Origin of the sequence: Cyanobium sp. ATX 6A2 (assembly GCF_024346355.1) — a bacterium.
Classification (GTDB): domain Bacteria; phylum Cyanobacteriota; class Cyanobacteriia; order PCC-6307; family Cyanobiaceae; genus NIES-981.
In genome coordinates this window covers 16,857-41,336 of record NZ_JAGQCU010000008.1, presented here as the reverse complement: position 1 = coordinate 41,336, position 24,480 = coordinate 16,857, and the positions used below count along the sequence as shown (strand labels likewise).

Annotated in this window: 31 protein-coding genes and 1 pseudogene; 12 read left to right on the top strand and 20 right to left on the bottom strand. The window is 68.5% G+C overall.

The window, feature by feature from the left end:
- Positions 1-59 precede the first annotated feature (59 nt).
- On the bottom strand, positions 60-206 hold the full coding sequence (locus KBY96_RS09015) for a lmo0937 family membrane protein (protein ID WP_254979025.1): 147 nt from the start codon (positions 204-206) through the stop codon (positions 60-62).
- Positions 207-235: 29 nt separating this feature from the next.
- Positions 236-679 carry a CsbD family protein gene (locus tag KBY96_RS09010; RefSeq protein ID WP_254979024.1) on the bottom strand — a complete coding sequence of 148 codons (444 nt, stop codon included), beginning with the start codon at positions 677-679 and terminating at the stop codon, positions 236-238.
- A gap of 240 nt (positions 680-919) precedes the next feature.
- Here KBY96_RS09010 and KBY96_RS09005 point away from each other — a divergent pair, with 240 nt between their 5' ends.
- Positions 920-1,642, top strand: a complete 723-nt coding sequence (locus KBY96_RS09005; protein ID WP_254979023.1) for a transglutaminase family protein — start codon at positions 920-922, stop codon at positions 1,640-1,642.
- Between the two features lie 109 nt (positions 1,643-1,751).
- Entirely contained in the window at positions 1,752-3,569 is a 1,818-nt protein-coding gene (gene argS, locus KBY96_RS09000; protein WP_254979022.1) for an arginine--tRNA ligase, read from the top strand.
- Positions 3,570-3,595: 26 nt separating this feature from the next.
- On the opposite strand, the pseudogene KBY96_RS08995 reads toward argS, so the two are convergent.
- From KBY96_RS08995 to KBY96_RS08980, 4 genes and pseudogenes are all read right to left on the bottom strand, one after another.
- Positions 3,596-4,618: pseudogene (locus KBY96_RS08995) on the bottom strand (NAD(P)-dependent alcohol dehydrogenase).
- A 179-nt stretch (positions 4,619-4,797) separates the two neighbouring features.
- A complete protein-coding gene (locus KBY96_RS08990; RefSeq protein WP_254979021.1) occupies positions 4,798-5,361 on the bottom strand; it encodes a VOC family protein in 564 nt (187 codons plus the stop codon).
- Between the two features lie 146 nt (positions 5,362-5,507).
- A complete protein-coding gene (locus KBY96_RS08985; protein ID WP_315859486.1) occupies positions 5,508-5,603 on the bottom strand; it encodes a hypothetical protein in 96 nt (31 codons plus the stop codon).
- A 36-nt stretch (positions 5,604-5,639) separates the two neighbouring features.
- On the bottom strand, positions 5,640-6,353 hold the full coding sequence (locus KBY96_RS08980; RefSeq protein ID WP_254979105.1) for a phage integrase N-terminal SAM-like domain-containing protein: 714 nt from the start codon (positions 6,351-6,353) through the stop codon (positions 5,640-5,642).
- Between KBY96_RS08980 and KBY96_RS08975 the strand changes: the two genes are divergently transcribed.
- Positions 6,336-6,488, top strand: a complete 153-nt coding sequence (locus KBY96_RS08975; protein ID WP_254979109.1) for a hypothetical protein — start codon at positions 6,336-6,338, stop codon at positions 6,486-6,488. The two genes, KBY96_RS08980 and KBY96_RS08975, sit on opposite strands and share 18 nt — an antisense overlap.
- Positions 6,485-7,594: a histidinol-phosphate transaminase gene (locus KBY96_RS08970; protein WP_254979020.1), complete on the top strand. Its 1,110-nt coding sequence runs from the start codon at positions 6,485-6,487 to the stop codon at positions 7,592-7,594. The genes KBY96_RS08975 and KBY96_RS08970 overlap by 4 nt, the downstream gene beginning before the upstream one ends.
- Here KBY96_RS08970 and KBY96_RS08965 read toward each other — a convergent pair whose 3' ends face one another.
- The 6 genes from KBY96_RS08965 to prfB all read right to left on the bottom strand — a co-directional run bounded on the left by KBY96_RS08965 (position 7,595) and on the right by prfB (position 11,461).
- Positions 7,595-8,329 carry an MBL fold metallo-hydrolase gene (locus KBY96_RS08965; protein ID WP_396122308.1) on the bottom strand — a complete coding sequence of 245 codons (735 nt, stop codon included), beginning with the start codon at positions 8,327-8,329 and terminating at the stop codon, positions 7,595-7,597.
- 38 nt (positions 8,330-8,367) lie between these two features.
- Positions 8,368-8,994, bottom strand: coding sequence for an aminodeoxychorismate/anthranilate synthase component II (locus KBY96_RS08960; RefSeq protein ID WP_254979019.1), 627 nt, complete (start codon positions 8,992-8,994; stop codon positions 8,368-8,370).
- 63 nt (positions 8,995-9,057) lie between these two features.
- Positions 9,058-9,471, bottom strand: coding sequence for a diacylglycerol kinase family protein (locus KBY96_RS08955; RefSeq protein WP_254979103.1), 414 nt, complete (start codon positions 9,469-9,471; stop codon positions 9,058-9,060).
- 112 nt (positions 9,472-9,583) lie between these two features.
- Positions 9,584-10,168, bottom strand: a complete 585-nt coding sequence (ybeY, locus tag KBY96_RS08950; RefSeq protein ID WP_254979018.1) for an rRNA maturation RNase YbeY — start codon at positions 10,166-10,168, stop codon at positions 9,584-9,586.
- A gap of 1 nt (position 10,169) precedes the next feature.
- The gene (locus KBY96_RS08945) at positions 10,170-10,340 is read right to left on the bottom strand and encodes a DUF3285 domain-containing protein (protein ID WP_254979017.1); all 171 of its coding nucleotides are present in this window, start codon (positions 10,338-10,340) and stop codon (positions 10,170-10,172) included.
- Positions 10,333-11,461 (bottom strand): peptide chain release factor 2 gene (gene prfB, locus KBY96_RS08940; RefSeq protein WP_254979102.1). Its coding sequence is split into 2 segments (ribosomal slippage): positions 10,333-11,385 and positions 11,387-11,461, totalling 1,128 coding nucleotides; the frame shifts between segments, so codons are not numbered across the junction. Before prfB ends, KBY96_RS08945 begins: the two co-directional genes overlap by 8 nt.
- Before the next feature lie 257 nt (positions 11,462-11,718).
- Here prfB and grxC point away from each other — a divergent pair.
- The 3 genes from grxC (at position 11,719) to KBY96_RS08925 (ending at position 13,702) form a co-directional block, all read left to right on the top strand.
- Positions 11,719-11,979, top strand: a complete 261-nt coding sequence (gene grxC / locus KBY96_RS08935) for a glutaredoxin 3 (protein ID WP_254979016.1) — start codon at positions 11,719-11,721, stop codon at positions 11,977-11,979.
- A 3-nt stretch (positions 11,980-11,982) separates the two neighbouring features.
- Positions 11,983-12,963 (top strand): glutathione synthase, encoded by a 981-nt coding sequence (gene gshB / locus KBY96_RS08930; protein WP_254979015.1) that lies wholly within the window; start codon positions 11,983-11,985, stop codon positions 12,961-12,963.
- A 64-nt stretch (positions 12,964-13,027) separates the two neighbouring features.
- The gene (locus KBY96_RS08925) at positions 13,028-13,702 is read left to right on the top strand and encodes a Coq4 family protein (protein ID WP_254979014.1); all 675 of its coding nucleotides are present in this window, start codon (positions 13,028-13,030) and stop codon (positions 13,700-13,702) included.
- Here KBY96_RS08925 and KBY96_RS08920 read toward each other — a convergent pair whose 3' ends face one another.
- From KBY96_RS08920 to KBY96_RS08910, 3 genes are read right to left on the bottom strand one after another with little or no spacing between them, the layout of a single operon-like run.
- Positions 13,703-15,415 (bottom strand): patatin-like phospholipase family protein, encoded by a 1,713-nt coding sequence (locus tag KBY96_RS08920; RefSeq protein ID WP_254979013.1) that lies wholly within the window; start codon positions 15,413-15,415, stop codon positions 13,703-13,705. It abuts the gene before it with no gap.
- Positions 15,412-16,314: an ion transporter gene (locus KBY96_RS08915; RefSeq protein WP_254979012.1), complete on the bottom strand. Its 903-nt coding sequence runs from the start codon at positions 16,312-16,314 to the stop codon at positions 15,412-15,414. Before KBY96_RS08915 ends, KBY96_RS08920 begins: the two co-directional genes overlap by 4 nt.
- A 40-nt stretch (positions 16,315-16,354) precedes the next feature.
- On the bottom strand, positions 16,355-17,788 hold the full coding sequence (locus KBY96_RS08910; RefSeq protein WP_396122307.1) for an isochorismate synthase MenF: 1,434 nt from the start codon (positions 17,786-17,788) through the stop codon (positions 16,355-16,357).
- 65 nt (positions 17,789-17,853) lie between these two features.
- Here KBY96_RS08910 and menA point away from each other — a divergent pair, with 65 nt between their 5' ends.
- Genes menA through KBY96_RS08885 form a run of 5 tightly spaced genes read left to right on the top strand, consistent with a single transcriptional unit; the run spans position 17,854 to position 21,583 of the window.
- The gene (gene menA, locus KBY96_RS08905) at positions 17,854-18,813 is read left to right on the top strand and encodes a 2-carboxy-1,4-naphthoquinone phytyltransferase (RefSeq protein ID WP_254979011.1); all 960 of its coding nucleotides are present in this window, start codon (positions 17,854-17,856) and stop codon (positions 18,811-18,813) included.
- Positions 18,814-18,817: 4 nt separating this feature from the next.
- Complete coding sequence (locus tag KBY96_RS08900) at positions 18,818-19,828, top strand: enolase C-terminal domain-like protein (protein WP_396122306.1); 1,011 nt, start codon at positions 18,818-18,820, stop codon at positions 19,826-19,828.
- On the top strand, positions 19,818-21,116 hold the full coding sequence (locus KBY96_RS08895; RefSeq protein ID WP_254979010.1) for an AMP-binding protein: 1,299 nt from the start codon (positions 19,818-19,820) through the stop codon (positions 21,114-21,116). Before KBY96_RS08900 ends, KBY96_RS08895 begins: the two co-directional genes overlap by 11 nt.
- A complete protein-coding gene (locus KBY96_RS08890) occupies positions 21,097-21,375 on the top strand; it encodes a TM2 domain-containing protein (protein ID WP_254979009.1) in 279 nt (92 codons plus the stop codon). Before KBY96_RS08895 ends, KBY96_RS08890 begins: the two co-directional genes overlap by 20 nt.
- Positions 21,376-21,406: 31 nt before the next feature.
- Positions 21,407-21,583, top strand: coding sequence for a hypothetical protein (locus KBY96_RS08885; protein WP_254979008.1), 177 nt, complete (start codon positions 21,407-21,409; stop codon positions 21,581-21,583).
- A 15-nt stretch (positions 21,584-21,598) separates the two neighbouring features.
- Here the strand turns inward: KBY96_RS08885 and KBY96_RS08880 are convergent, their stop codons facing one another.
- From KBY96_RS08880 to KBY96_RS08860, 5 genes are read right to left on the bottom strand one after another with little or no spacing between them, the layout of a single operon-like run.
- On the bottom strand, positions 21,599-22,063 hold the full coding sequence (locus KBY96_RS08880) for a thioesterase family protein (RefSeq protein WP_254979007.1): 465 nt from the start codon (positions 22,061-22,063) through the stop codon (positions 21,599-21,601).
- A 41-nt stretch (positions 22,064-22,104) separates the two neighbouring features.
- The gene (locus tag KBY96_RS08875; protein ID WP_315859484.1) at positions 22,105-22,566 is read right to left on the bottom strand and encodes a DUF2752 domain-containing protein; all 462 of its coding nucleotides are present in this window, start codon (positions 22,564-22,566) and stop codon (positions 22,105-22,107) included.
- Positions 22,556-23,740 carry an NAD(P)H-quinone oxidoreductase subunit H gene (locus KBY96_RS08870; RefSeq protein WP_254979006.1) on the bottom strand — a complete coding sequence of 395 codons (1,185 nt, stop codon included), beginning with the start codon at positions 23,738-23,740 and terminating at the stop codon, positions 22,556-22,558. Before KBY96_RS08870 ends, KBY96_RS08875 begins: the two co-directional genes overlap by 11 nt.
- Before the next feature lie 36 nt (positions 23,741-23,776).
- A complete protein-coding gene (locus KBY96_RS08865; RefSeq protein WP_254979005.1) occupies positions 23,777-24,193 on the bottom strand; it encodes a type II toxin-antitoxin system VapC family toxin in 417 nt (138 codons plus the stop codon).
- Positions 24,190-24,459, bottom strand: coding sequence for a type II toxin-antitoxin system VapB family antitoxin (locus tag KBY96_RS08860; protein WP_254979004.1), 270 nt, complete (start codon positions 24,457-24,459; stop codon positions 24,190-24,192). Before KBY96_RS08860 ends, KBY96_RS08865 begins: the two co-directional genes overlap by 4 nt.
- Between the last annotated feature and the right edge of the window lie 21 nt (positions 24,460-24,480).

Genomic DNA, 24,480 nt, shown 5'->3' with positions numbered 1-24,480 from the left:
CACCGTGCGGAGAGAGTCGGCCTCCCCAACCAGCCTCAGGCACGGCACTGTTCCTCTGTTCAGGCTCGCCTACCACTGATGAGCCGAAAGACGATAATGATCACGGCAATCACAAGGAGGAGGTGAATCAAGCCGCCTAGTGATGTCGAAGTGACCAGGCCAAGTAGCCAGAGCACAACCAGCAGAACAATGCTCGTTTTGAGCATCGTGATTCTCCAGATTGCAAAGGGATCAATCAGTCGATTTTGTCGGCCAGTCGGTCGGCAGCATCAGCGACTTTTTGGGCCGCTGACTTGGCTCCCGCCTTAAGGTCTTCTGCCGCGTTCATGGCTGATCCCTGCACTTGTTTGGCTTTGCCTTGGATCTGGTGTCCGGTATCGCCGGTGAGGTCGCCATAAGCTGATTCAAGGCGACCTTCTGCTTCTTTGGCTTTTGCGTCGGCTCGGTTAGACATGGTACTCAGTGTGATAGGGCTGTAGGAAGAGTAGTCAGACGCTGCCATGGCAGGCCATGACAAGAGCTGTGAGCTGAAGATCGCTGCTAATGCAAAAGCGAGCACAAGATTCCTCATTACAAAGCTCTTCATGACGTCTCGATAGGCCTTCCAATAAAAACCTAGGCATGTCACTGCGCTCTGTCCAAGCGGCGCTGCTGCTCCTGCCGGCAGCTTCGCCGGCACCGCGGAAAACCCAGTCCCCAACTGGCGTGTGGGTTGCCTAGCGATTTGTTGCACACCTGCTGCTGTGGAGAATTCAAGCCAGGATGACGAGGTCCTTCGCCGCAGGTCCTGCCGGACTGTCAGCCAGTGCCACGGCGGCTGTCAGTATCGGTTGGGCGCCAGCACCACAGCAGAGATATGCGTCTCCATGCAGGTTGCCAACTTCTGTTTGAGGCCACCGGTCCTGCGGCGCTGATCCTGATGCTGCGTCCTCGCAGCGGCCCGGGACAACGGGTTGTGCGTGAGGGCAATGAATACGAACCCGACACGGTTGCTGCTGACTTCATCGACAGCAATGGCAATTTCTGTCAGCGCCTGCTGGTCAATCCAGGTCGCTTTCAAATTGAAAGTACCGTCACTGTGGACACCTCCGATTGCATCGACACAGCGCCTGGGGCTGCTTTCGTACCCGTGCATGCGCTGCCTGAATTTGTCCTGCCCTTTCTGCTGCCCAGCCGCTACTGCCAGTCTGATCTGCTGGATGAGCTTGCGCAGACGATGGTGGAGGGCCAAGAGCTTGGCTACGACCAGGCTGAAGCCATTCGCGGCTGGATTCATGCCAATATTGAGTATTGCTATGGCACCAGCAGCGCCTCAACCTCCGCCCTGGATACAGTCCATACGCGCGTTGGTGTCTGCCGTGACTTTGTCCATCTGGGCATTGCCCTCTGCCGCAGCCTGAGTATTCCGGCTCGGATGGTTGTTGGTTATCTGTACCAGCTTGAACCGATGGACCTCCATGCCTGGTTCGAAGCCTTTGTGGGAGGTCGATGGTATACATTTGATGCCACGCAGGCTCAGCCAAGAGGCAACCGTATTGCGATTGCCTACGGCAGGGACGCAGCTGATGTTGCGCTCGCCAATCAGTTTGGACCCGTCAACCTCATGGAGATGAAGGTGTGGGTTCATGCCGCCCACTCCTAACGTCATGGCTTGCCTGCAGGTGTTGCCAGCGTCTGGGCTGCACACCCCGGGCACAGGGCCGAAGGATGATCCTGGGCTGAGTCCGTCGCCCCTCCGGCCCGTCCCCGCCATGCTTTCCGTCCTCGATGCCCTGAACGGCCAGCTGCAGGCAGCGATGGAGCGGGCGTTCCCAGAGGCAACGGCCGAGGCCCGGCAGTCGGGCGTTCCCCTCGACCCCCAGCTGGCGCCTGCCAGCAAGCCCGAATTCGGCGACTTCCAGGCCAACGGCGCCCTGCCCCTGGCCAAGCCCCTGGGCCAGCCGCCCCGCCAGATCGCCCAGGCGATCGTGGTGCAGCTCAAGGCCGATCCCTCCTTCGCGGAGCTGTGCCTGGATCCGGTGATCGCCGGCCCGGGCTTCATCAACCTCACCCTGAGGCCCGAGCGGCTCTGTGCCGAGGTGGCGGCGCGGCTGGGCGATCCGCGCCTGGGAGTGCCGCGGGTGGCCGAGGCAGGGACCGGGGCCGGGCGGGACGGGGCGCCGGTGGTGGTGGACTTCTCCAGCCCCAACATCGCCAAGGAGATGCACGTGGGGCACCTGCGCTCCACGATCATCGGCGACTGCCTGGCGCGGGTGCTGGAGTTCCGCGGCCACCCGGTGCTGCGGCTCAACCACGTGGGCGACTGGGGCACCCAGTTTGGGATGCTGATCACCCACCTCAAGCAGGTGGCACCCGAGGCCCTCGACACGGCCGATGCGGTGGATCTGGGCGATCTGGTGGCCTTCTACCGCCAGGCCAAGGCCCGCTTCGACGCCGACGAAGCCTTCCAGGCCGCCTCGCGTGAGGAGGTGGTGAAGCTGCAGGGCGGTGACCCGGTGTCGCTCAAGGCCTGGCGCCTGCTCTGCGACCAGAGCCGGCGCGAGTTTCAGACGATCTACGGCCGGCTCGACATTGCCCTCAGTGAGCGCGGCGAGTCGTTTTACAACCCCCACCTGCAGGCGGTGGTGAACGACCTGCGCGCCGCCGGGCTGCTGGTGGTGGACGACGGCGCCGGGTGCGTGTTTCTCGAGGGGGTGAGCGGCAAGGACGGCAAGCCCTTGCCGCTGATCGTGCAGAAGCGCGATGGCGGCTTCAACTACGCCACCACCGACCTGGCGGCGATCCGCTATCGCTTCGCCCCCGCGCCCGAGGGCGACGGCGCCGGGCGGGTGATCTACGTGACCGACGCCGGCCAGGCCAGCCACTTCGCCGGTGTGTTCCAGGTGGCCCGCCGCGCCGGCTGGATTCCCGAGGGCACCAGTGTCAACCATGTGCCCTTCGGGCTGGTGCAGGGCGACGACGGTAAGAAGCTCAAAACCCGCTCCGGTGACACGGTGCGCCTCAGGGACCTGCTTGATGAGGCGGTGGAGCGCGCCGAAGCCGACCTGCGCCGCCGACTGGCGGACGAGGAGCGCACGGAAGGGGACGCCTTCATCCAGCAGGTGGCCACCACCGTGGGGCTGGCGGCGGTGAAGTATGCCGACCTCTCCACCAACCGGATCACCAACTACCAGTTCAGCTTTGATCGCATGCTGGCCCTCAGCGGCAACACGGCGCCCTATCTGCTGTATGCGGTGGTGCGCATCGCCGGCATCGCCCGCAGGGGTGGCGACATGGCGGCTGCCAGCGGCGACCTGCAGTTCAGCGAACCCCAGGAATGGGCCCTGATCCGCGAGCTGCTCAAGCTCGATGCGGTGATTGCTGAAGTGGAGGAGGAGCTGCTGCCAAACCGCCTCTGCAGCTACCTGTTCGAGCTCAGCCAGGTGTTCAACCGCTTCTACGACCAGGTGCCGGTGCTGAAGGCCAACGAGCCCGCCCGGAGCTCCCGCCTGGCCCTCTGCCGCCTCACTGCCGACACCCTCAAGCTGGGCCTGGGCCTGCTGGGGATTCCCACGCTGGAGCGGATGTGAGGGGTTGACGCGGCGAACGGTCGGGTTCAGCCGCGCAGCGGAGCAATGTTGGCCCCACCCATTGTAAGGCTATGTTTCACAATAATGACCACATTTCCTTTTTTGTGTCCTTTATCAATATACCTGTGAGCCTCAGCAGTTTGTTCGAACGGATAGCGCCGGTCAATGACTGCTTTTATCTTCCCCGCCTCAATAAGCTCTTTGAGGAAAATTAGATCTTCTTTGCTCTCAGTGGCCGAGCCAAATAATACTTTCTTGCCGCCTATTATTGAAGTCTATAACATTTTAACCGCGTCTTTCGGCCCGCCGGCCACTGCAAGATAAAGCCCTTCTGGTGTTAGCGAGCCTTTACAGCGTGAAAACGAAGACTTGCCTGCTACCGTGTCCAAAATGATGTCATAGGTCTCTCCGTTTCTGGCGAAATCCTCTTGGGTGTAATCAATGACCTGATCTGCTCCTAGGGATTTCACCAATTCTAGGTTCTTGGTACTGCATACCCCGGTGACTTCTGCCCCATAGTACTTGGCAAGCTGTATCGCATAGGTACCGACCCCTCCAGAAGCGCCAATGATCAGGGCTTTTTGTCCGTTCTGAATATGCGCCAATCTCAGGAAAGACAATGCGGTACCTGCCCCAAAAGGCACTGCAGAGGCTTCATCATAGGTCATATTGGCTGGCTTGATTGCCAGTGCCCCAGCTTCAGTCCGACAGGTATACTCGGCATAAGCACCCCAGCGATCTGAGTCTATTCCGAAAACTTGGTCGCCTTTCTTGAATAGCGTCACATCTTTGCCCACCGCTTCAATTTCTCCGGCTAGCTCAACCCCCAAGATTGTTCTTTTGGGTTTTCTAATACCAAGCATTAAGCGAGGGAGGGGCCCGAACCCGGGAGGGACAAAGGTAAAGCCTCGAACGTTACAATCCCCTGTGGTTACTGATGTCGCATAGACCCTTATCAGGACTTCATTGTCCTTGGGAACAGGTTTTTCTACTTCTTTGAGTTGAAGAACATCGGGTGCTCCGTATCGTGTGTATACAACTGCTTTCATAGATGTCTTCCAGATCTGCCTTGATCCGATGATTTTCGATATAGTCCACTGCATTCTGGTTGTCAATTTTGTAACAACCTAGCGCTCCAGATCGGAAGCGGGGAGGAGTGAATTAGTCTGGATAGCAACTTGCGCCATCCGCCTTCTGAATCGGAATGTTAGATCGCTGCCCGATTTCCTCAGAAGTTGCCAGACTTCAGATTGCGCCTGAGCTCATGGCCCGCTTCGGTGGAACCGAGAATCTCGGTTGCGACGCCAATAACTTGACGCGTGTCATAGTAGCCGACACGTAAGATGGGCAACCGGAAGCTCTGAATTAGGGGATAGCCTGAAGACTCCAAGTGAGCGGCTGCGGCGTCATAGTCTGCATCGTCTAGCCAGTACGCCACGTGCTGAACGGCGTCGCCATGGAGTTCAAGTGACTCCTGGTAAATGCTGGCTCCCGAGACAGGCTGGATCAATTCGATCTGGGTGTCCCCCGCGCAGGCGATGTGAAGGTTGCAAACCCAATCACCCGGCTTTCCGAGGTAAGTGCCTTCCGTATCCTTTGCGGCGAGGTTGTCCATGTGCATGAAGCGGCTGATCCCCATCGTTTCAACGAAGAACTTCTCTGCTGCCGCAAGGTCTCGGACAACCCAGGCAACTTGACAGAACGCTGGAGCGAGAATTGGCGTTGTCATGTTTGAACTTGAATGCTTTCTGTGTGTACCGAGTCGGTCGAACGGTGTTTCGGCAGTTCGCATAGGCTGCCGGCTGAGTCTGTACCGCTATAGATCCTGCGCTTTCTGGGCCCCCGTGCAGTTCGCTTCTGTTGTCTAACAACGCTTCTCGGGGAACCCCTGCTGATTCATCATCTGTTACGTGGTGCGTAGATGAACCCTGGGGCTTGTCAGAGCAGATCGGCGGGGCTGCGCACTCCTGTCGGCCCTCGGTTCAGCAGATGGGTATGGATCATTGTGGTTTTGACCTCACTGTGGCCGAGCAGCTCCTGAATCGTGCGGATATCGGCACCCTGCTCCAGCTATGCGTGGCGAAGGAATGGCGGAAGGTGTGGCAGGTGGCCGGTTTGCTGATCCTCGCCGCCTGCACCGCCGCGCGTACGGCACGCTGCACAAGGCTGGGTCCAGATGGTGTCGCCCTTCGATGCTCCTGCGTGGATCCCGCCAGCGTCGGCACTGTGGAAACAGCCATTGCCAGGCCCATTCCCTTGAGGCATTCGGGTATGTCCTTTCCAGGGCATGGGGCAGCTCCACTGCGCCCCACCCCGCAGCGAGATCGGCTTGGTGCACACGCCGCGCTGCTCCAGATCCACGTCCTGGATCCTCAGGCGCAACGCCTCCATCAGTCGCAGGCCAGCCCCGTACAGCAGCTGGGCAACCAGGGCTTCTGTCCCTTCGAGATGCTTCAGCACCGCTCGAACTGTCTCCACCGTGAGCACCACAGGAAGGCGCTGTTTCCGGCGGGCGCGAATCACCCCCTCCAGGCTGCCCACATCACTCCCGAGCACATGCCGGTAGAGACACAGCAACGCGGCCAAGGCCTGGTTCTGGGTGGAGGTGCTCACCCGCTCCTCTGTGGCCAGGTGGCTCAGGGCTGCATTGATCTCTGCCTTCCCCCAGTTCCTCCCGGTAGCGCTGGAGCAGGTCAGGATTCCCTCCAGCTCAGCAGCAGGCGTGGCTACCCCTACCCTGAGTTGGGTTGCCGCTGCGCTGCCGCCGTGTCCACCTCCCTGCATAACCAAGTGTCCTGCGGCTGCGCGCAGCAGCAATGCGCTGCTCTGCCGGTGGCGTCTCCCTGGTCGCTCACCGAGGCCCTCGATCCAGCCAGCGTCTGCGACACAGGGCCCGATTGGGGTGATCTGGGCCTGTGACCAAGCCTTTCCCCCCGGCGCGTCAGGAGGTGGAGCACCTGCAGGCCTACAGCGCGCCGCTGGAGGGCCGGCGGGGCCTGCTGCGGCTCGATTTCAACGAGAACACCGTCGGCCCCAGCCCCAAGGTGGTGGCGGCCCTGCGGGCGATCCCCGCCGATCACATCGCCATCTATCCCGAATACAACGGCCTGCGCGAAGCGGTGGTGGCCAACCTCAGCGCAGGCGGGCTGGCCCATCCCCTCCGACCTGATCAGATCGGCCTGTTCAACGGCGTCGACGCCGCCATCCACGCCATCTTCCACGCCTACGGCGAGCGCGGCGACACCCTGCTCACCACCAGCCCCACCTTCGGCTACTACACCCCCTGTGCCCGCATGCAGGGCATGGCGATCGAGACCATCCCCTACGAGGGTCCTGAGTTCGCTTTCCCGCTGGCGGCCATCCGGGGTGCCCTGGTGGATCAGCCCTGGCCGCGCGTGCTGCTGATCTGCAACCCCAACAACCCCACCGGCACCCGCCTGGCCCCCCACCAGATCCTGGAGCTGGCGGCCGCCGCGCCCCACACCCTGGTGGTGGTGGACGAGCTGTATGAGGCCTTCACCGGCGATAGTGTGCTGCCGCTGGTCGACTTCGCCGCCACCCCCAACCTGGTGGTGCTGCGCTCCCTGGCCAAAACCGCCGGGCTGGCGGGTCTGCGCATCGGCTTCGCCATCGGCGCCGCGCCGGTGATCGACCGCATCGGCCGCGTCACCGGCCCTTACGACATCAACAGCTTCGCCGTGACCGCCGCTCTCGCCGCCCTGGCCGACCAGCCCTACACCGATGCCACTGTGGCCGAGGTGTTGCGGGCCCGCAGCTGGCTGGTGGGTCAGCTCCAGGCCGCGGGGGTGCGCCACCACGCCGCCGGTGGCAACTACCTGCTGATCTGGCCGGAGCTCGCGGCGGCGGAGGTGGAGCGGCGCCTGCGCGAGGCCGGCATCCTGGTGCGTTCCATGGCGGGCAAGGCGTTGATCGACGGTTCCCTGCGGGTGAGCATCGGCACCACGGAGCAGATGCAGCGGTTCTGGCGCGATTACCAGGTGGCCGACCTCAGCCCAACACCTTGATCACCGCAGCACCTTGATCGTTGGCCCCTCGCCCAGGCTGCCGGGCAGGTTGACGGTGCGGCCCGGGCGTTGCACCGGGGTGCCGCTCATCGCCTGCAGGAAGGGCTCCACGCCGCCCTGATCGCAGTTGGCGGGTACGGCGCCGCTCACGTACTGCACCGGAATCACCACCCGGGGGCGGAGCTCCCGCACCACCTCGGCGGCCTCAGCGCCATCAAACACCTTGGCGCCGCCGCCCACCCCCAGGATCAGCACGTCCGGGCGGCTGAGCATCACCTTGTCGGCAGGGGTGAGGGGCCCGGCGGTGCCGCCCATGTGCACAAAGCTCAGGCCCCCCTGCTGCCAGCGCCAGATGGTGGCCCGCCCGAAGCGCCGCCCGCCGAGGCGATCCCTGGGGGTGCTGAGGCCCTCGATGCGCAGCCCGCCCACCTGAAAGCTGCCGGGATCGGCCAGGAACCGCCCCGAGGCCACCGGTGCCCCCTCATCCAGCAGCCGGCTGCTGGCCAGAATCACGCTCGCGCTCACCCTGGGCTCGGGCAGGCCGGCGGCGCAGCCCACGGCCTTGAAGGGATTGAGCAGCACCCGCGTGCCGCTGCCCTGGATCAGCAGGGCGCTGTGGCCGTAGCTGGTGATCGACACGCCGCTGGCGGCGGCGGCCGGCGGCAAGGCCATGGCCTGCAGCACGACGGCCGGTAGCGCCACGGCGGTGGCGGCAAGGGTGGGCAGCAGTCGCATCGGCGCAGCCAATCAGGGCAGCCAGCAAGGGCGCGACGCTACTGCAGGCGTCGGAGCGACGCATCCGCACGGGGACGCTCAGCGAGGCGGAGGAAGTTGGCAAGCAGCTCGTGCCCCGCCTCGGTGAGCACGCTCTCAGGGTGAAACTGCACCCCCTCGATGTGGGGGTACTGGCGGTGGCGCAGGCCCATGATCGTGCCGTCCTCGAGCCAGGCGGTGATCTCCAGGCAGTGGGGCAGGCTTGCGCGCTCGGCGATCAGGCTGTGATAGCGGGTGGCGGTGAGCGGGCAGGGCAGCCCCGCGAACACGCCCTGGCCGCCGTGCAGCACCGCTGAGGTCTTGCCGTGCATCAGCTCAGGAGCCGGCACCACCCGGCCCCCATACACCTGGGCGATCGCCTGGTGCCCCAGGCACACCCCCAGGGTGGGCACGGTGGGGCTGAGCTCCTTCAGCACCTCCAGGCACACTCCCGACTGGTTGGGATCGCCGGGGCCAGGCGAGATCAGGATCGCCGCCGGCTGCAGCGCTCGGATCTGCTCCAGGGAGAGCGCGTCGTTGCGCTCCACCCGCAGCTCGGCCGCAACGGGGTGGTCTGTGGCCAGTTCGCCCAGGTACTGCACCAGGTTGTAGGTGAAGCTGTCGTAGTTGTCGAGCACCAACAGCATCAGCCTCTTTCCTCAACGCCGGTTCGGCGCCGCGTGCGTGTCCCCATTCAAAGGCCGAGCGGGTCAGAGCCCGAGGCGAGCCAGCAGCGGCGGCGCCAGCAGCAGCACGGCGATCAGCAGCGAGGCCATGGCCCCCACCAGCACGGCGGCGGCGGCGCAGTCCTTGGCGATGCGGGCCAGGGGGTGGAACTGGCGGCCGATGGCCAGATCCACCACCGCTTCGGTGGCGGTGTTGATCAGTTCCAGCACCAGCACCGCCGCCACCGTGAGCACCAGCACGGCCAGCTGCGGTGCCGGCAGTTGCAGCACCAGGCCGAGGCCGAACACCACCCCGCCGGTGAACACATGGATGCGGAAGTTGCGCTGGCTGCGGAATCCATACGCCAGCCCCTGGGCCGCGTAGCGGAAGCTGGCGGGCAGATCGTTGGCCACCGTCCAGGCGCCCAGCCGTGCCGTGCGCCCACGTCGCCTCAGCATCGGCGCCGCCGCCAGGGGGCCGCCCTGGGGGTCAGGAGCAGGCAGGGGCAGGGGCAGCGCAGTTCTCCCGGGCACCGCTCGAACCCTAGCCCTGTTGTCCAGGCTGAACGGATCAAGTGAGCAAACGCTCCTGCAGCGCCAGCATCGCCGCCAGGCTGGCGTCGTCGGGGTGGTCCCAGCCCAGGAGGTGCAGCAGGCCGTGGCTGGCCAGGACATGCAGCTCCCGGGTCAGATCGTGGCCGTGCTCGCGGGCCTGGCGGGAGGCCGTCTCCAGGGAGATCACGATATCGCCCAGTTCCAGGGGTTCCGGGGCCACCGCCTCCCCGTTGTCCTGGTCTTCGTACCGGTCCTCGTCATCGTCGGAGCTGTCCCAGCGGGGCAGGGGCGGCGGCGGCTCCAGGCCCGCGTCGCGGGCTGCGAAGGCCAGCACGTCGGTGGGGCCGGCCTGTCCGCGCCAGTGGGCGTTGAGCTCGGCGATCTCCTGATCGTCCACCAGGTTCAGCCCGAGGCTGTAGGCGGGCGCCCGCAGATCCGGTGGCAGTGTGGCGGCCAGCTGCCCCAGCCAGCCGCTCAGCAGCTGATGCCAGGGCGCGGAGCCGGCCTCGCCATCGGCCCACAGTCCAGCGGCGGCGCTGGGGGCCGCCGGCAGCACCGCCCCGGCGGTGAAGGCCAGGTCCAGAACCACGGGCGCGGCCACCTCAGCCGCCCGGCAGCTGGGGCCGGCCCAGCCAGGCGATCAGGGTGAGGAAGGCCATCAAGCCCACCGCCGTGAGCCCGAAGTGCACCAGGCTCTGGCGGCCCTTGCGCACCATGTTGCGCATCGCCAGCTTCACGAAGCTGGGCTTGTCCCCGGGTGTCTCCTCAGTCATCGCCGGAGCCTCCCGCCACGTCCACGCCGGCGTGCAGCAGGCTCTGGATGAAGGGATCGAGGTCGCCGTCCATCACCCCCTGCACGTCAGTGGTTTCGTGCTGGGTGCGCAGGTCTTTCACCATCTGATAGGGGTGGAACACGTAGTTGCGGATCTGGTTGCCCCAGGCCGCCTCCACGATGTCGCCGCGGATGTCGGCGACCTCGGCGGCCCGCTGCTCCTGGGCGATCACCAGCAGCTTGGCCATCAGCAGGGCCATGGCCTTCTCCTTGTTCTGCAGCTGGGAGCGCTCCTGGGTGCAGCGCACGGCCAGGCCTGTGGGCACGTGCAGGATGCGCACGGCCGTTTCCACCTTGTTCACGTTCTGGCCACCGGCGCCGCCCGACCGTGACGTGGTGATCTCCAGATCCTTCTCGGGGATGTCGAGCTTCACCTCCTCCTCGAGCTTGGGCATCACCTCCACGCCGGCAAAACTGGTCTGGCGCTTGTCGTTGGCGTTGAACGGTGAGATCCGCACGAGCCGGTGGGTGCCCTTCTCATTGCGCAGGTAGCCGTAGGCGTAGCGGCCCTCGATCTCGATGGTGGCGCTCTTGATGCCCGCTTCCTCGCCCTCGCTGAGCTCGTCCACGGTCACCTTCATGCCGTGGTCCTCCGCCCAGCGGGTGTACATGCGCAGCAGCATCTGGGCCCAGTCCTGGGCGTCGGTGCCGCCGGCGCCGGCGTTGATGCTGATCACGGCGCCCTCCTTGTCGTAGACACCGGAGAGCAGGCGCTCCAGCTCCCAGCGATCGAGCTCCACGCGCAGGCCCTGCAGGCCCCTGTTGGCCTCCGCGAGCAGGTCGGCGTCGGGCTCCAGTTCGTAGAGTTCGCGGGTGGCTTCGGCGTCGCCCACGAGCGTGCGCCAACGGCCCAGCTGCTCCAGCTGAGCCTTCACGTCATCGAGCTGGCGCATCTTCGCCTGGGCCGCTTTCTGGTCGTCCCAGAAGTCGGGCTGGGAGGCCAGTTGCTCCAGGTCCTGCTGCCGGGCTGTCAGGGCGGCTTCGTCAAAGACAGTCCTGGGCTTGGCCCAGGCGGTCGGTGAGCTCGGAGAGGTCGCGCTTGAAGTCGGTGAGGTCGAGCACCGGCGCGGCGGCGCCGGTGGCGGCGGTGGCGGTCACGGTGATGTGCGCAATGCTGCTTCGACCGTACTCAATGGCGGCTTGGAGGGCGGCTTGCGGGGCAGCTTGTGGGGCGGCTTCACGGGCCGGGCCATGGCATCCATCCGGCGGCGGCAGCGGGCTTGCAACCGGCTGGCGCTGATCTGCTGCATCGCAACCGTGGTTGGCGGTGTCTCTCGGCGCGTCACTTCTAGGATCCGCCCACCTGCGGAGCGGCCCCGATGGCGGCGAAGGTCGAGATCTACACCTGGCGGTTCTGTCCCTTCTGCATCCGCGCCAAGGCGCTGCTGGATCGCAAGGGGGTGGCCTACAGCGAATACGCCATCGACGGTGACCGGGGTGCCCGTGCGGCCATGAGTGAGCGGGCCGATGGCCGCAGCACCCTGCCGCAGATCTTCATCGACAACGCCGGCATCGGCGGCTGCGACGAACTCCATGCCCTGGAGCGCAGCGGCCGGCTCGACGCTCTGCTGGTGGCCTGAGGTATGGCCAGCGCCCCAGCGGCGAGCGGCGCGGGCAGCGGCGCCCAGCTGTTCGTGATCGATCCGATCGAGCGCCTCAATCCGGCCAAGGATTCCAGCGTGGCCCTGATGCAGGCGGCTGAGCGCGCCGGCCTGCCGGTGTGGGTGGCCACCACCACCGCACTGCTGGCCCGCAAGACGGGCCGGGACCATACGGCCTGGGTCTGGGCCAGGCCGGTGCGCACCCAGCCCTGGCATGAGCTCGGGGATGCCCAGCTGCTGCCGCTGGCGGCCTTCGCCCACGTGTGGATGCGCAAGGACCCACCAGTGGATGAGGCCTACCTCTATGCCACCCACCTGCTGGAGCTGGCCGAGCGCCAGGGCGTGCGCGTGCTCAACCGTCCCTCCGCCCTGCGGTCCTGGAACGAGAAGCTCAGCTCCCTGCGCTGGAGCCACCTGATGGCGCCCACCCTGGTGGCCAGCCGGGTCGACAGCCTGGCCGCCTTCACCGCCGAGCACCGCGAGGTGGTGCTCAAGCCCCTGGGGGGGCGGGCTGGTCAGGGGGTGGTGTTCGCCGCCGCCGGCACCCCCGGACTGGGGGCCCTGCTGGAGCTGGTCACCGCCCAGCAGACCCTGCCGGTGATGGTGCAGGCGTTCCTGCCGGGGGTGAGCGCCGGCGACAAGCGCATCCTGCTGGTGGACGGGGAGCCGCTGGGGGCGGTGAACCGGGTGCCCAGTGGCGGCGCAGGGGGGGAGTTCCGGAGCAACCTGGCCGTGGGCGGCCAGCCCGAGGCCACCGAACTCAGCGCGGTGGAGCGGTGCATCTGCGCCGAGCTGGCGCCGGCCCTGCGGGCCGAGGGCCTGTTCTTCGTGGGCATCGACGTGATCGACGGCCGCCTCAGTGAGATCAACGTCACCAGCCCCACCGGCATCCGCGAGGTGGAGCGGCTGGGGGGCGTGCCCCTGGCGGATCTCACCCTGAAAAAGCTGGCCTGGACCCCGTAGCATCAGCTGGATTCATGGCTTCGAGCAGCACCCCGCCCGGGGGCTGGCGCGGTGCCCGGAGCCGATGGCTGCAGTTCGTCACCAGCGTCATCAGATCCACTACCTGCGCACCCTCAGCGGCGTGGTGGGCATGATCCGCAACCCCGAGGCCACCGATTCGGTCTTCGACATCGAGGACGGTCTGCGCCGCAGTGGGGCCATGGACAGCTTCCTGGAGCGGGTCTGCACCCTGCCCGGCGTGACGGAGCTGATGGCGGAGCGCTATCTCGCCCCGCCCCTGGAGGTCGATGCCCTCACCGCCATGCCCCGGGGAAGCCTGGGGAGCGCCCTGGCTGGCCACTTCATCGAGCATGGCTTCGATCCCGACTACTACCGCAAGGTGGAGGTGGTGAGCGATCTGGACTGGGTGCTGATGCGCATGCGCCAGAGCCATGACATCTGGCATGTGGTGACCGGCATCGGCACCGACCGGGTTGGGGAGATTGCGCTCAAGGCCTTCGAACTGGCCCAGACCTGGCGGCCGATGGCGGCGGTGATCACCTGCGGCGGGCTGCTGCGCTATCTGCTCAAGGACCCCGACCAGATGGGCGCTGTGCTGGCCGGGATCGGCCACGGCTACCAGCTGGGCTACCGCGCCCAGCCCCTGCTGGCCCAGCGCTGGGAATGCGACTGGGAGCGTCCCCTGGCTGACTGGCGCCAGGCCGTGGGGCTGCCGGAGCAGCCCCTGATGCCGGCCTGATCAAACGCCCCGGATCGGCCAACCCTCCTGCAGCTGTCTGAGGGCATCCTCATAGCCCACGGTGTAGATCTCGCGGTACCGCTTCCAGTCGAGGAAGGGGAACTGCTCGATGCGGGGCCGAACGACCAGATCGGCGAGCTGCTCCTGGGCCCGGGTGGCGGCATGGGAGCCGCACATCATGGCGTCGATGATCGTGCGGCCCAGCGCGAGCCGCCCCCGCGCCGCTGCATTCTCGGCCGCCGCCGCCGGAGCGGTCTGGGGGTCGGGGTCGAGGGAGATCGCCAGCACGCGCCCCTCGGTCTCCCGCCGCGCCTCGGCCACCGGCAGGTTGTTGAGGATGCCGCCATCGACATGCAGGTTTCCCTGCCCGTCGGCGACCGGCGGGAAGATGCCGGGCACCGACATGCTGGCGATCACGGCCGTGGGGATGTCGCCGCGGGTCCAGCTGTGCAGCCGTTTGCTGGAGAGGTTGGTGGAGAAGCAGCGCAGGGGCAGCCAGCCGTCCTGAATCTGGGCCGGGCCGAAGAAGCGTTGCAGTTCCTGGCTTGCGTTGCGCAAAGAGAACAGCGATTCGCGCGGCAGGGCGAGGGAGTAGGGCCGCGACTTGATGATCACCCGCTCGAGCTGCTCGAGGATCGCCGCGGCTGGGGTCTCGAAGGCCACCAGCGAGGCCACCAGCGAGCCGATGCTCACGCCCATCACCATGTCCACATCGTTCAGGCCCAGCTGCTCCAGCGCGGCGAGGGCACCGATGTGGGCGAATCCCCTGGCGCCGCCGCCACCGAGCACCAGCACGGTCTGGCGTCGCAGCACCGCCCGGGCCAGCCGTCCCAGGTGGCGAGGCCGCTGGGGCTGGATGTTGAGCACCTGGGCGAAGGGGGGCTGGGCGGCGCTCGCCTCGCCGGAGCCGGCACGCCCCTGCTGCTCGGGCCAGAGCCGCACCAGCAGCGCCTCGCGGTTGAGCGCCACGGGCAGGTTGAGGGTGGAAGCGCTGCCGTCGCTGAGAATCAGCAGCCGATCCATCAGCAGCAGGTTGCGCCGGCTCACCGCCTGCGGGTCCCGGTTGAACAGCACCTGCGGCCGCCCGGCGCGGCTGGCCTCCACCAGCCAGCGATGCAGATGCTCCTCATCGCCGCCGCTGGGGTGGATGGTCAGGTTCTCCAGCCCGCTCCAGTCGTGTCCCAGCCGCCGCAGTTCCTCGGGCAGGCGGGCGCGCACGGCGGCGGTGAGGGGGGAGTCCGGGCTGGCGTCGTGGATGACGACCGTCTCCAGGCCCATCCGGCCCGGAACCCGGCCGATGGAGGCGGCTTCCGCCAGGGCGGAGATCAGCCGATGCTCCACCGTTGGGGTTTCCTCCAGCAGCTGCTGCAACTGAGCGCGATCCAGCTCCAGAGCGTCGCCGGCCGTGAGCGCCAGGGCAGTGGCGGAGCGGGGTTCGCCGCAGAGGGGGCCGTATTCCCCCACCAGCTCCCCGGCCACCACCTTGCGGAAGAAGGGGCTGGCCTCGCTTCCCTCGCCGGTGTGCAGCCCGAGGATGCCGGCCAGGAGCAGGTAGGCGCACTCCCCGCTCTCGCCCTGGCGGAACAGCACCGCGCCCTCGGGCAGATGCAGGCGGCGGGGCTGCAGGGCCGTGATCCGCTCCGCGGCCACTCCCGCAAGCAGACCCGACCCCGAGAGGGTGGAGGCCAGCAGGGTCGTGAGCTCGCTGGTCATGGCTGGGGGCGGGGGATCAGGGTGGCGCCGCAGCGGTGGCAGAAGCGGGCGCCGGCCAGATGCTGAGGCTCGCCGCAACTGTCGCAGCCTTTGGGGCCTGGGCTGGCAGCAGCCTTGCTCCCGTCAGTGCCGGTTCTCCCCAGTTCGGCGGTGACGATGCCGGTGGGCACGGCAATGATGCTGTAGCCCAGCAGCATCACCGCTGAAGCCGCGATCCGGCCCAGGGGAGTGACCGGGGCCACATCGCCATAGCCCACGGTGGTGATCGTCACGATCGCCCAGTAGATGCCCGTGGGAATGCTGGTGAAGCCACCGGCCTCGCCCTCGATCACGTACATCAGGGCGCCGATGAGTACCACCAGATTCACCATCATCAGCAGAAAGATGAAAATCTTCCTGCGGCTGGCCAGCAGGGCCTCCTTGAGCCGGTCGGCCTCGCGGATGTAGAGCCCCAGTTTGAGAATCCGGAACACCCGCATCAGCCTCAGAATGCGGATCACCGTGAAATATTTGCTGCCCACGGCCCCCAGGCCCAGCAGCGGCGGAATGCTGGCGAGGAAATCGACGATGCCGAAGAAGCTGCGGGCATAGCTGAGCGGCCGCTCACTGCAGAGCAGGCGCAGAAGGTATTCGAGGCTGAACAGGCTCGAGAAGCCCACCTCCAGCCGAAGGAACAGGCCCTGGAAGCGGCCCTGCAGGCTGGGGTCGCTCTCCAGGCCCACCGCCACCACGCTGAGCACGATCAGCGCCAGCAGGGCCAGGTCGAACTGCTTCCCCGCCGGCGTGTCGGCCTCGAAGATGATTTGCCTCAGCCGCCGCCGACCCACCGCCTGGCGCAGCAGCAGGGCCGCGGCCAGCAGCGCCAGCAGCAGGGGGATGGGCAGCGTCAGCAGCGTCACGGGGAGCAGGCTCGCCTGAAGCGCCAGTGTCGCGAGCTGATCAACGGCCGGGAACCGGCAGGTTGAGCTGCTGCTGCAGCACCCCCAGTTTGAGAGCCACCTCCTGCAGTTCCCCCGCCACCGTTGAGCCCGGCACCAGGCCGGCCCCGGCGGTGAGCTCCAGCTCGCGGCCGCGCAGGGTGCCGCTGCGGATCGCCACCCGCAGGTCGGCATCGCCGGCGCTGTCGATCCAGCCGATCGGGGCCGCGTAGTGCCCACGCTCGAAGGGCTCCAGGCTGCGCAGCCAGCCCATCGCCTCCCGCCGCGGCAGGCCTGCCACCGCCGGCGTGGGGTGGAGAGCGGCCGCGATCGCCAGGGGGTGCCGGTCGGCCAGAGCCGCACTGATCGGCGTGTGCAGATGCACCAGCTGGCCATGGCGCGCCAGCCTGGGATGGCGCGGCCGCTGCGGCCGCAGGCCGGCCCGGCTGAGCACGGCCATGATCGTGTCCACCACCAGCTCGTGCTCGAGCCGGTCCTTGGCTGAGGCCAGCAGGGCCTCGCCCTGATCGGCGGGGGCGGTGCCGGCCAGGGCATCGCTGCGCAACTGGCCCTGGCGCACGGTGAGCAGCCGTTCCGGCGAGGCCCCCAGCAGGGCCGAGTTGTGGTCGCGTTGCCAGAGAAAGCGGCAACTGCCGCTCTGGTGTCGCCGCAGGGGGGCCAGCAGGGCCAGGGGGTCGGGCGCCCGGTCGAGCTGCAGCTGCTGGCGCACCGCCAGCACCAGCTTCTGCAGCCGGCCCTCATCCACCAGCGCCAGGGCCTGGCTGGCGGCCAGGCGGTAGCGCTCCTGCCAGGCGGAACGCCCCACCACAGCCGCCAGGCTGGCCCGCTCAGGGCACACGGCGATCCGCTCCAGGGTTCTGGCGGCATCCCACAGTTCCTCCGCCAGGCTGCGGGCCGTGGTGCCCCCACCCAGGGGACGCTGCAGGCGCAGCCAGCACTGGCGGCCGTGGCGGCTGAGCTGCCAGCGCGGCAACACCGCCTGCACCCCCGGGGCGGCGCCGGCCTCGGCCTCCAGGGGCGCATCGAAGAAGCTGAAGGCGAGCAGCAGCCGGGGCCGGGCGTGGCGGGGGCAGAACTCCATGCCCCCGCTGCCATCCCCCGCCAGGCGGGCCAGGGCGGCGCTGGCGAAGCGCCGGGCCAGCTCGAAGCGCCGCGGCCCGCTCAGCTCCAGGCTATGGGTGCGGCCGCTGGCGGCGATGCACAACCCCGGGGCGCCGTCCCAGAGGAAGCGGAAGCCGCCACCCCCCTCGCTAGGGCAGCCCTCGCCACCACCCTCCAGGTGGGGCAGCAGGGTGAAGGGGTCCCCGCCGGCCAGGGGGATCGCCAGGCTGAGCACGCCCTCCTCGTCCAGCCGGCCGGCGAGTCGCTGGGCCCGCTCCAGCAGGGCGGAGAAGCCAACGCCTGCCTGCACCTGTTCGGGGCCGGTGGTTGCCAAGCCGTACCGCTCCGTTGGGCTGCTCAAATGTATGGGCACTGCTCACGTCCCAGCCCCCGGCCCCCATGCCAGAGCCCGAGGTCGTCGCAAGCCGTTACGCCCGCCGGCAGCTGTGGACCGCGGCGATCAAGTGGCCGATGTACGCGGTGGCGGTGATGCCGGTGCTGCTGGCGGCGGGCTGGCGCTTCGGGCGGGCCGAGCCGGTGCGCCTCGATCAGCTGTTGCTGTTCCTGCTGGCGGCGGTGCTGCTGCTGGCCTGGGAAAACCTGGCCAACGACGTGTTCGATGCCGACACCGGGGTGGACACCCACGGCAAGCCCCATTCGCTGGTGAACCTCACCGGCCGGCGCGACCGGGTGGCGGCCCTGGCCAACGGCTGCCTGGTGCTGGGGCTGGCGCTGATGGGCCTGGTGGCCTGGCGCAGCAGCCCGGCCGTGCTGCTGCTGGTGCTGGCCTGTTGCGGCCTGGGTTACCTCTACCAGGGACCACCGTTCCGGCTGGGCTACCGGGGCCTGGGCGAACCGCTGTGCTGGCTGGCCTTCGGGCCCCTGGCCACCGCCGCCGGGCTGCTGGCCCTGGCCCCGGCCGCCCCGGCCGCGGTCGCCTCGGCGGTGCCCTGGGCTGAGGCCCTGGAGCTGGGCAGTGGCGCCGCCCTGGCCACCACCCTGGTGCTGTTCTGCTCCCACTTTCACCAGGTGGACGACGACGCCGCCCACGGCAAGCGCTCGCCGGTGGTGCATCTGGGTCCGGCGGCGGCGGCGGCCCTGGTGCCCTGGTTCATCGCCGCCACCCTGGCCTTCCAGTGGGCGCCGGTGCTGGTGGCCCCCGCCGCCCAGCGCTGGCCGCTCACAGCCCTGCTGGGGGCCATCGGCCTGCCGCCGGCCCGGCGGCTGATCCAGCTGCTCAGCCGCCACCACCACGAGCCGGAACGGATCAGCGGCAGCAAGTTTCTGGCCCTGCGCTTCCAGGCCCTCAACGGCCTGGGGTTGGCGGCGGGTCTGGCCCTGGGCCGCTGGCTGGGCTGAGCCGGTGCCCGCCATCGCGCCCCTCACCGAGCCCGCAGGCGATCCCGCCGGCGAGCGTCTGGGGTTGCAGTGGCGGCCGTTCCGCCTGGCCCTGCCCCAGCCGCTGCGCACCGCCCGCGCTCTGATTGCTGAGAAGCGCGGCTGGCTGCTGCGCCTGGAGGGCCACGGCGGTGCCCTGGGCTGGGGCGAGGCGGCCCCGCTCGATGGCGAGCTGGAGCCCCTGGCGGCGGCGCTCGCCCACCTGGGCGCCACCCGGGCGCGGAGCGAGCTGGAGCGGGCGCTGCCAGCCCTGCCGCCGGCCCTGGGCTTCGCTCTGGGCGCGGCGTTGGCGGAGCTGGATGGCCTGCCCCGCCGGCGCTGGCTCAAGGCCCCGCGAGCGGCCCTGCTGCTGCCGGCGGGGGAGGCGGCCTTGGAGGTGCTGGCCGCTGTTGCGGGCGATGGTGTGCTGCCGTTCAGCTGCAAGTGGAAGGTGGCCAGCGCCGGCGATGCCCTGGAACGGCAGCTGCTGGAGCGCCTGCTGGAGCGCTTGCCCCCCGGGGGCCGGCTGCGCCTCGATGCCAACGGCGGTTGGGACCGTCCCACGGCCGCCGCCTGGGCTGAGCGGCTGCGGGGCGATCCCCGGCTGGAGTGGATCGAGCAGCCCCTCCACCCGCGGGATCAGGAGGGCCTGGCGGAGCTGCTGGAGCGCTATCCCGGCCTGCCGGTGGCGCTCGATGAGGCGCTCCAGTGCCATCCCCAGCTGCGCGAGGGCTGGGGGGGCTGGCAGGTGCGCCGGCCAGCCCAGGAGGGCGACCCCCGGCCGCTGCTGGCGGAGCTGGAGCGGGGCCGGCCGCGGCTGATGCTGAGCACCGGCTTTGAAACGGGCATCGGCCGGCGCTGGCTGCACCACCTGGCGGCCCTGCAGGCCGAGGGGCCCACCCCCGTGGCCCCGGGGCTGGCCCCCGGCTGGCAGGCGGCGGGGGATCTGGCCAGCGCCGATCCCGCGCGGGTGTGGCGGGCGGCCCATGACGCCTGAGCCGATCACCCCGGCGGCCCCCCAGCCGCTGCAGCTGGCGCGGGCCTGGCGCCGGGGACGGATCGTGCCCCTGGCCGCGCCGGTGGCGCAGGAGCAGGCGGCCCTGGCGGCGGCGATCGGCCCTGGCGGTGTGGAGGCCCTGGAGTGCCGCTGGGGCCCGGGGGTGGTGCTGGGCAGCGGCGGCAGCCGGGGCGGCGGTGGCGCCGGCCGGCGCTGGTGCCTGTTGCCCCTCGGCCGGCTGCAGGCCTCGGCTGCGGCCACGGGCCAGTGGCTGGAGGGGCTGGGGCTGGATCCCGCCGCCTGCCTGCACCTCAACCCGCTGCCGCTCCATCACGTGAGCGGCCTGCTGCCCTGGCTGCGGGCCCGCCAGTGGGGGGCGCGGCACCGGCGGCTGGAGCCGGCCTGGATGCGCCAGCCGGCGCTGCTGGCCCAGGCGGCCCCCCTCCCCAAACACCGGCCGGTGCTGCTCTCGCTGGTGCCCACCCAGCTGCAGCGCCTGATGGCCGCGCCGGAGGGGGAGCGCTGGCTGTCGCGCCTGGCGCTGATCTGGGTGGGGGGAGCGCCGCTGCCGGTGGAGCTGGCCCAGCGGGCCCGGGCCGCCGGTTTGCCCCTGGCCCCCTGCTATGGCGCCACCGAAACCGCCGCCATGGTCACGGCCCTGCCGCCGCGGCGCTTTCTGGCCGGCGTCGAAGGCTGCGGCCCAGCCCTGCCCGGGGTGGAGCTGCGCTGCGCGGCCTCTGCTGGCGTGGCCCCTGGTGGGGCCGTGGAGCTGCGCTGCGGCCGGCTCAGCCCCGGTTGGCTGGAAGCGGGCCGGCTGCGGCCCCTGCCCCTGGGCCCGGACGGCTGGTGGCGCAGCGGCGATGCCGGCCGGCTGGGGCCGGACGGCCTGGAACTGCTGGGCCGGCTCGATGGCGCCATCCACAGCGGCGGCGAAACCCTGTTTCCCGAGGAGCTCGAGCAGCGGCTGCTGGCTGCGGCCGCGGCGGCAGGTCTGCCGCTGCAGGCCTTGCTGCTGCTGGGTGTGGCAGATGCCGAGTGGGGCCAGCGGCTGATCGCCCTGGTGCGGCCTGGGGCGGGAGCCGACGGGGCGGCGCTGCTGCAGCGACTGCAGGGGCTCTGCGCCGGCTGGGCCCCGGCCGAGCGGCCGCGGCGCTGGCTGCTCTGCCCGGAGCTGGGGCCTTCCTCTCTTGGCAAATGGAAACGGGGCCATTGGCAGCGCTGGCTGCAGGCGCTAGAAGCAGGCCACAGCCCTGTTGATTCCGGCGCCGATGAGCACCTTCAGCGATAGCGAAGTCAGCAACAAGAAGCTGGCAGCTGGGCTCACCGGCATCTTTCTGGGCGCCTTCGGGGTGCACAAGTTCATCCTTGGCTACACCAAGCCGGCGATCATCATGCTGGTGGTGTCGCTGGCCGGTGGTGTGGTGACCTGCGGGATTGCCAGTTTCGTGATGGGCGTGATCGGCCTGATCGAGGGAATCATCTATCTCACCAAGACCAACGAGGAGTTCGAGAGCACCTACCTCGATGCCGAAAAGCCCTGGTTCTGAGGGGAAGGCCCTCAGCCGCCCCCAGCTCGCCGTGGTGCTCCGGCATCGGCGCCTGCCGTTGTTTGTTCTGGTGGGGGCGGGGCTGCTGAGTGTGGGGGCGATGGGCGCAGTCCCTGATCAAGGGTTTCAACTCCCCGTGGCCGCGGTGATGGCGGCGCTGCTGCCCCTGCAGCTGGCGGCCCTGTGGTTTGTGTTCCGCCGGCCCTGAACCGGGACCCCCTCCTCAGAGCGGCTGAATCCCCCGCCCCACGGCCGAGGCCTCCAGCCAGCGCTGGATCCCGGCGGGCAGGGGGCAGCGGCGGCGGCTGGCGGCCTCGATCGCCAGATGGCGGGTGAGGGCGAGGGCCGCTTCCCGCTCGCCGCAGTGAAAGCTGTAGTGGAGCTCGAAGCTGCCGGGGTCAAGGCGCCGGGGCTCCAGCTGGATGCGCAGGGGGTCGCCGCACACCAGCGGCGCGCGGTAGTCGGCCTGGCAGTGCACGATCGGCAGGGCCACGGCGGGCAGTGGCGTTCCGGAGCCGGCTGCGGCGGCCGGAAACACCTCGGCGGCGGAGATCCCGAAGCGCTCCAGGCTCTCCTCGTAGGCCTCGTGGCACCAGCGCAGCAGCTGGTGGAAGTGCATCACCCCGGCGGCGTCGGTGTCACCGAAGCGCACGGTGCGGCAGAGCAGCAGCCAGCTGTTGGGATCCATCACCGCCATGCTCCCACCTCGGCCCAGCTGCGCAGCTGGGCTCAGAGCTCAGGGAAGGTAGCCCAGCCCAGGGCCAGCTTCAGGGTCAGCCGAGCTCCCCAGTAGCCCACCAGCCCCACGGCCGCCGCCGCCAGCGGCCAGGCCGGGAGCTGCGCTGCGGGCAGGCGTACCAGCAGGCGTGGCACCAGGCGCCGCTGGCGGATCGCCAGCACCGACCAGCCCACCAGGGCGGCCGCCGCCAGGGGCCCGAAGGCATGGTGCTGCAGCGAGCCCGCCAGATCCCCCCGCAGCGCCAGTTCGGTGGCGCGGGTGAGGAAGCAGGTGGGGCAGGGGATGCCGGTGAGGGCCCGCAGCGGGCAGGGCCAGCCCGGCAGGGCCGGGTGGCCGCCCTTGAGCCACAGGTAGCCGGTGAGGGCGGCGGGCAGCACAAAGCCGGCGTGCTGGAGGCGGCGCAGGTAGCGGTTCAGCGGTCCAGGCTTCTCGCCGGGCTGTTCATCGGTCAACAGATCCCATGATCACGTCGATCGAGCCCAGGATCGCCATGATATCGGCCACTTTGTGGCCCTTGAGGATGTGGGGCAGGATCTGCAGGTTGTTCTGATCGGCGGCGCGGATCTTGAAGCGCCAGGGTGTCACGTCGTTGTTGCCCTGGATGAACACACCGATCTCGCCCTTGCCCGATTCCAGCCGGGTGTAGAGCTCGCCCTCGGGAATTTTGAAGGTGGGGGCCACCTTCTTGGCCACGTATTGATAGTCGAAGCCGGCGAATTCGCTGCCCTTGCCCTCGGCCATCCGATGGGCCTCCAGGTTTTCGGTGGGGCCGCCGGGGATCATGGCGCAGGCTTGGCGCAGGATCTTCAGCGACTCACGCATCTCCTGCACCCGCACCCGGTAGCGGGCGTAGCAGTCGCCCTCTTTGTCCCAGGCCACATCCCAATCGAAGTCGTCGTAGCACTCGTAGTGGTCCACCTTGCGCAGATCCCAGGGCACGCCGGAGGCGCGCAGCATCGGGCCCGACAGGCTCCAGTTGATGGCCATCTCGCGCGTGATCGTGCCCAGCCCTTCGATGCGCCTGCGGAAGATCGGGTTGTTGGTGATCAGCTTTTCGTATTCGTCGATCTTGGGGCCGAACCAGTCGCAGAAGTCGAGGCACTTCTCCAGCCAGCCGTAGGGCAGATCGGCCGCCACCCCGCCGATGCGGAAGTAGTTGTTGTTGATCAGCCGCTGGCCGGTGGCCGCTTCCCAGAGGTCGTAGATCATCTCCCGCTCACGGAAGATGTAGAAAAACGGCGTCTGGGCGCCCACGTCGGCCAGAAAGGGACCGAGCCACAGCAGGTGGTTGGCGATGCGGTTGAGCTCCAGCATCAGCACGCGGATGTAGCTGGCGCGCTTGGGCACCGGCACATCGGCGAGCCGCTCGGGGGCGTTCACCACAATCGCCTCGTAGAACATGCCCGCCGCATAGTCCATGCGGCTCACATAGGGCACGTACATCACGTTCGTGCGGTTTTCGGCGATCTTCTCCATGCCGCGGTGCAGGTAGCCGATCACCGGCTCGCAGTCCACCACGTCTTCGCCGTCGAGGGTCACCACCAGCCGCAGCACCCCGTGCATCGAGGGGTGATGGGGCCCGAAGTTCACCACCATCGGCTCCGTGCGCGTCTCCAGTTGCGTCATGGGGCCGAGAGGGGCAAAGAGCTCGTTGCCGGGATCTTAGGAAGGCAGGGCCGGCTGAACGTCCGTGGCGGCGAAGTCGTCGCCCTTGAACAGCAGGGGCAGATCGAGTGCCATGGCCAGGCCGTAGCTGAAGCAGTCGCCGACGTTGAGCGCCGCCTCGTGGCGCCCCTTGCCGAAGCGCCGCCAGCCCGCAAGGGCCCAGTGCAGCTGGTGCTGGTCAAAGGGAACCAGGCGCACCTCCAGGGCCAGCAGGAGCTGCTCCACCTCATGGCCTTCGACGCCGTGGCGGGCGCTCTCCGCCATCAGGCCCAGCTCCAGGCGAGACGCGGTGCTGAGATGCACCTTCGATGCCCGCGCAGCCGCATCGAGCAGGGCCTCGGCGTCGCTTTCCTGCAGCAGCAGGGCCATCAGGGCCGAGGTGTCAATCACCAGCTCGTTGGCCACCCTGCTCATGTCGGCAGCCCGTCCTCGTCGTAGAGGGCGTCCTGCAGCTCCTTGCTGGTGCGGCCCTGCCATCCGGGCCTGGCGCTGACCCGTGCACAGATCGCGCGGATCACGGCTTTTCTGGCCTCGAGGGCCCCAGGGCCGTTCGGGCTGGGGGAGCGCTCCAGCTCCGCCCGCAGGGCCTGGCGCACCGCGTCGGTCACCGTGGTGGAGCGACGGGCCGCCAGCTCCCGGGCCATGGCGTGGACCTCGGGGTCCTTGATGTTCATCCCCATGGACCCCAGGGTAGAAAACCG

Excerpts from the sequence above, each read along its gene's own strand:
- KBY96_RS09015 (WP_254979025.1), bottom strand. The coding sequence starts at position 206 with ATGCTCAAAACGAGCATTGTTCTGCTGGTTGTGCTCTGGCTACTTGGC.
- KBY96_RS09005 (WP_254979023.1), top strand. The coding sequence starts at position 920 with ATGCTGCGTCCTCGCAGCGGCCCGGGACAACGGGTTGTGCGTGAGGGC.
- argS (WP_254979022.1), top strand. The coding sequence starts at position 1,752 with ATGCTTTCCGTCCTCGATGCCCTGAACGGCCAGCTGCAGGCAGCGATG.
- KBY96_RS08990 (WP_254979021.1), bottom strand. The coding sequence starts at position 5,361 with ATGCGAACTGCCGAAACACCGTTCGACCGACTCGGTACACACAGAAAG.
- KBY96_RS08980 (WP_254979105.1), bottom strand. The coding sequence starts at position 6,353 with ATGCAGGGAGGTGGACACGGCGGCAGCGCAGCGGCAACCCAACTCAGG.
- KBY96_RS08965 (WP_396122308.1), bottom strand. The coding sequence starts at position 8,329 with ATGCGACTGCTGCCCACCCTTGCCGCCACCGCCGTGGCGCTACCGGCC.
- KBY96_RS08960 (WP_254979019.1), bottom strand. The coding sequence starts at position 8,994 with ATGCTGTTGGTGCTCGACAACTACGACAGCTTCACCTACAACCTGGTG.
- KBY96_RS08955 (WP_254979103.1), bottom strand. The coding sequence starts at position 9,471 with ATGCTGAGGCGACGTGGGCGCACGGCACGGCTGGGCGCCTGGACGGTG.
- KBY96_RS08945 (WP_254979017.1), bottom strand. The coding sequence starts at position 10,340 with ATGACTGAGGAGACACCCGGGGACAAGCCCAGCTTCGTGAAGCTGGCG.
- grxC (WP_254979016.1), top strand. The coding sequence starts at position 11,719 with ATGGCGGCGAAGGTCGAGATCTACACCTGGCGGTTCTGTCCCTTCTGC.
- gshB (WP_254979015.1), top strand. The coding sequence starts at position 11,983 with ATGGCCAGCGCCCCAGCGGCGAGCGGCGCGGGCAGCGGCGCCCAGCTG.
- KBY96_RS08925 (WP_254979014.1), top strand. The coding sequence starts at position 13,028 with ATGGCTGCAGTTCGTCACCAGCGTCATCAGATCCACTACCTGCGCACC.
- KBY96_RS08920 (WP_254979013.1), bottom strand. The coding sequence starts at position 15,415 with ATGACCAGCGAGCTCACGACCCTGCTGGCCTCCACCCTCTCGGGGTCG.
- menA (WP_254979011.1), top strand. The coding sequence starts at position 17,854 with ATGCCAGAGCCCGAGGTCGTCGCAAGCCGTTACGCCCGCCGGCAGCTG.
- KBY96_RS08895 (WP_254979010.1), top strand. The coding sequence starts at position 19,818 with ATGACGCCTGAGCCGATCACCCCGGCGGCCCCCCAGCCGCTGCAGCTG.
- KBY96_RS08890 (WP_254979009.1), top strand. The coding sequence starts at position 21,097 with ATGAGCACCTTCAGCGATAGCGAAGTCAGCAACAAGAAGCTGGCAGCT.
- KBY96_RS08880 (WP_254979007.1), bottom strand. The coding sequence starts at position 22,063 with ATGGATCCCAACAGCTGGCTGCTGCTCTGCCGCACCGTGCGCTTCGGT.
- KBY96_RS08870 (WP_254979006.1), bottom strand. The coding sequence starts at position 23,740 with ATGACGCAACTGGAGACGCGCACGGAGCCGATGGTGGTGAACTTCGGG.
- KBY96_RS08865 (WP_254979005.1), bottom strand. The coding sequence starts at position 24,193 with ATGAGCAGGGTGGCCAACGAGCTGGTGATTGACACCTCGGCCCTGATG.
- KBY96_RS08860 (WP_254979004.1), bottom strand. The coding sequence starts at position 24,459 with ATGGGGATGAACATCAAGGACCCCGAGGTCCACGCCATGGCCCGGGAG.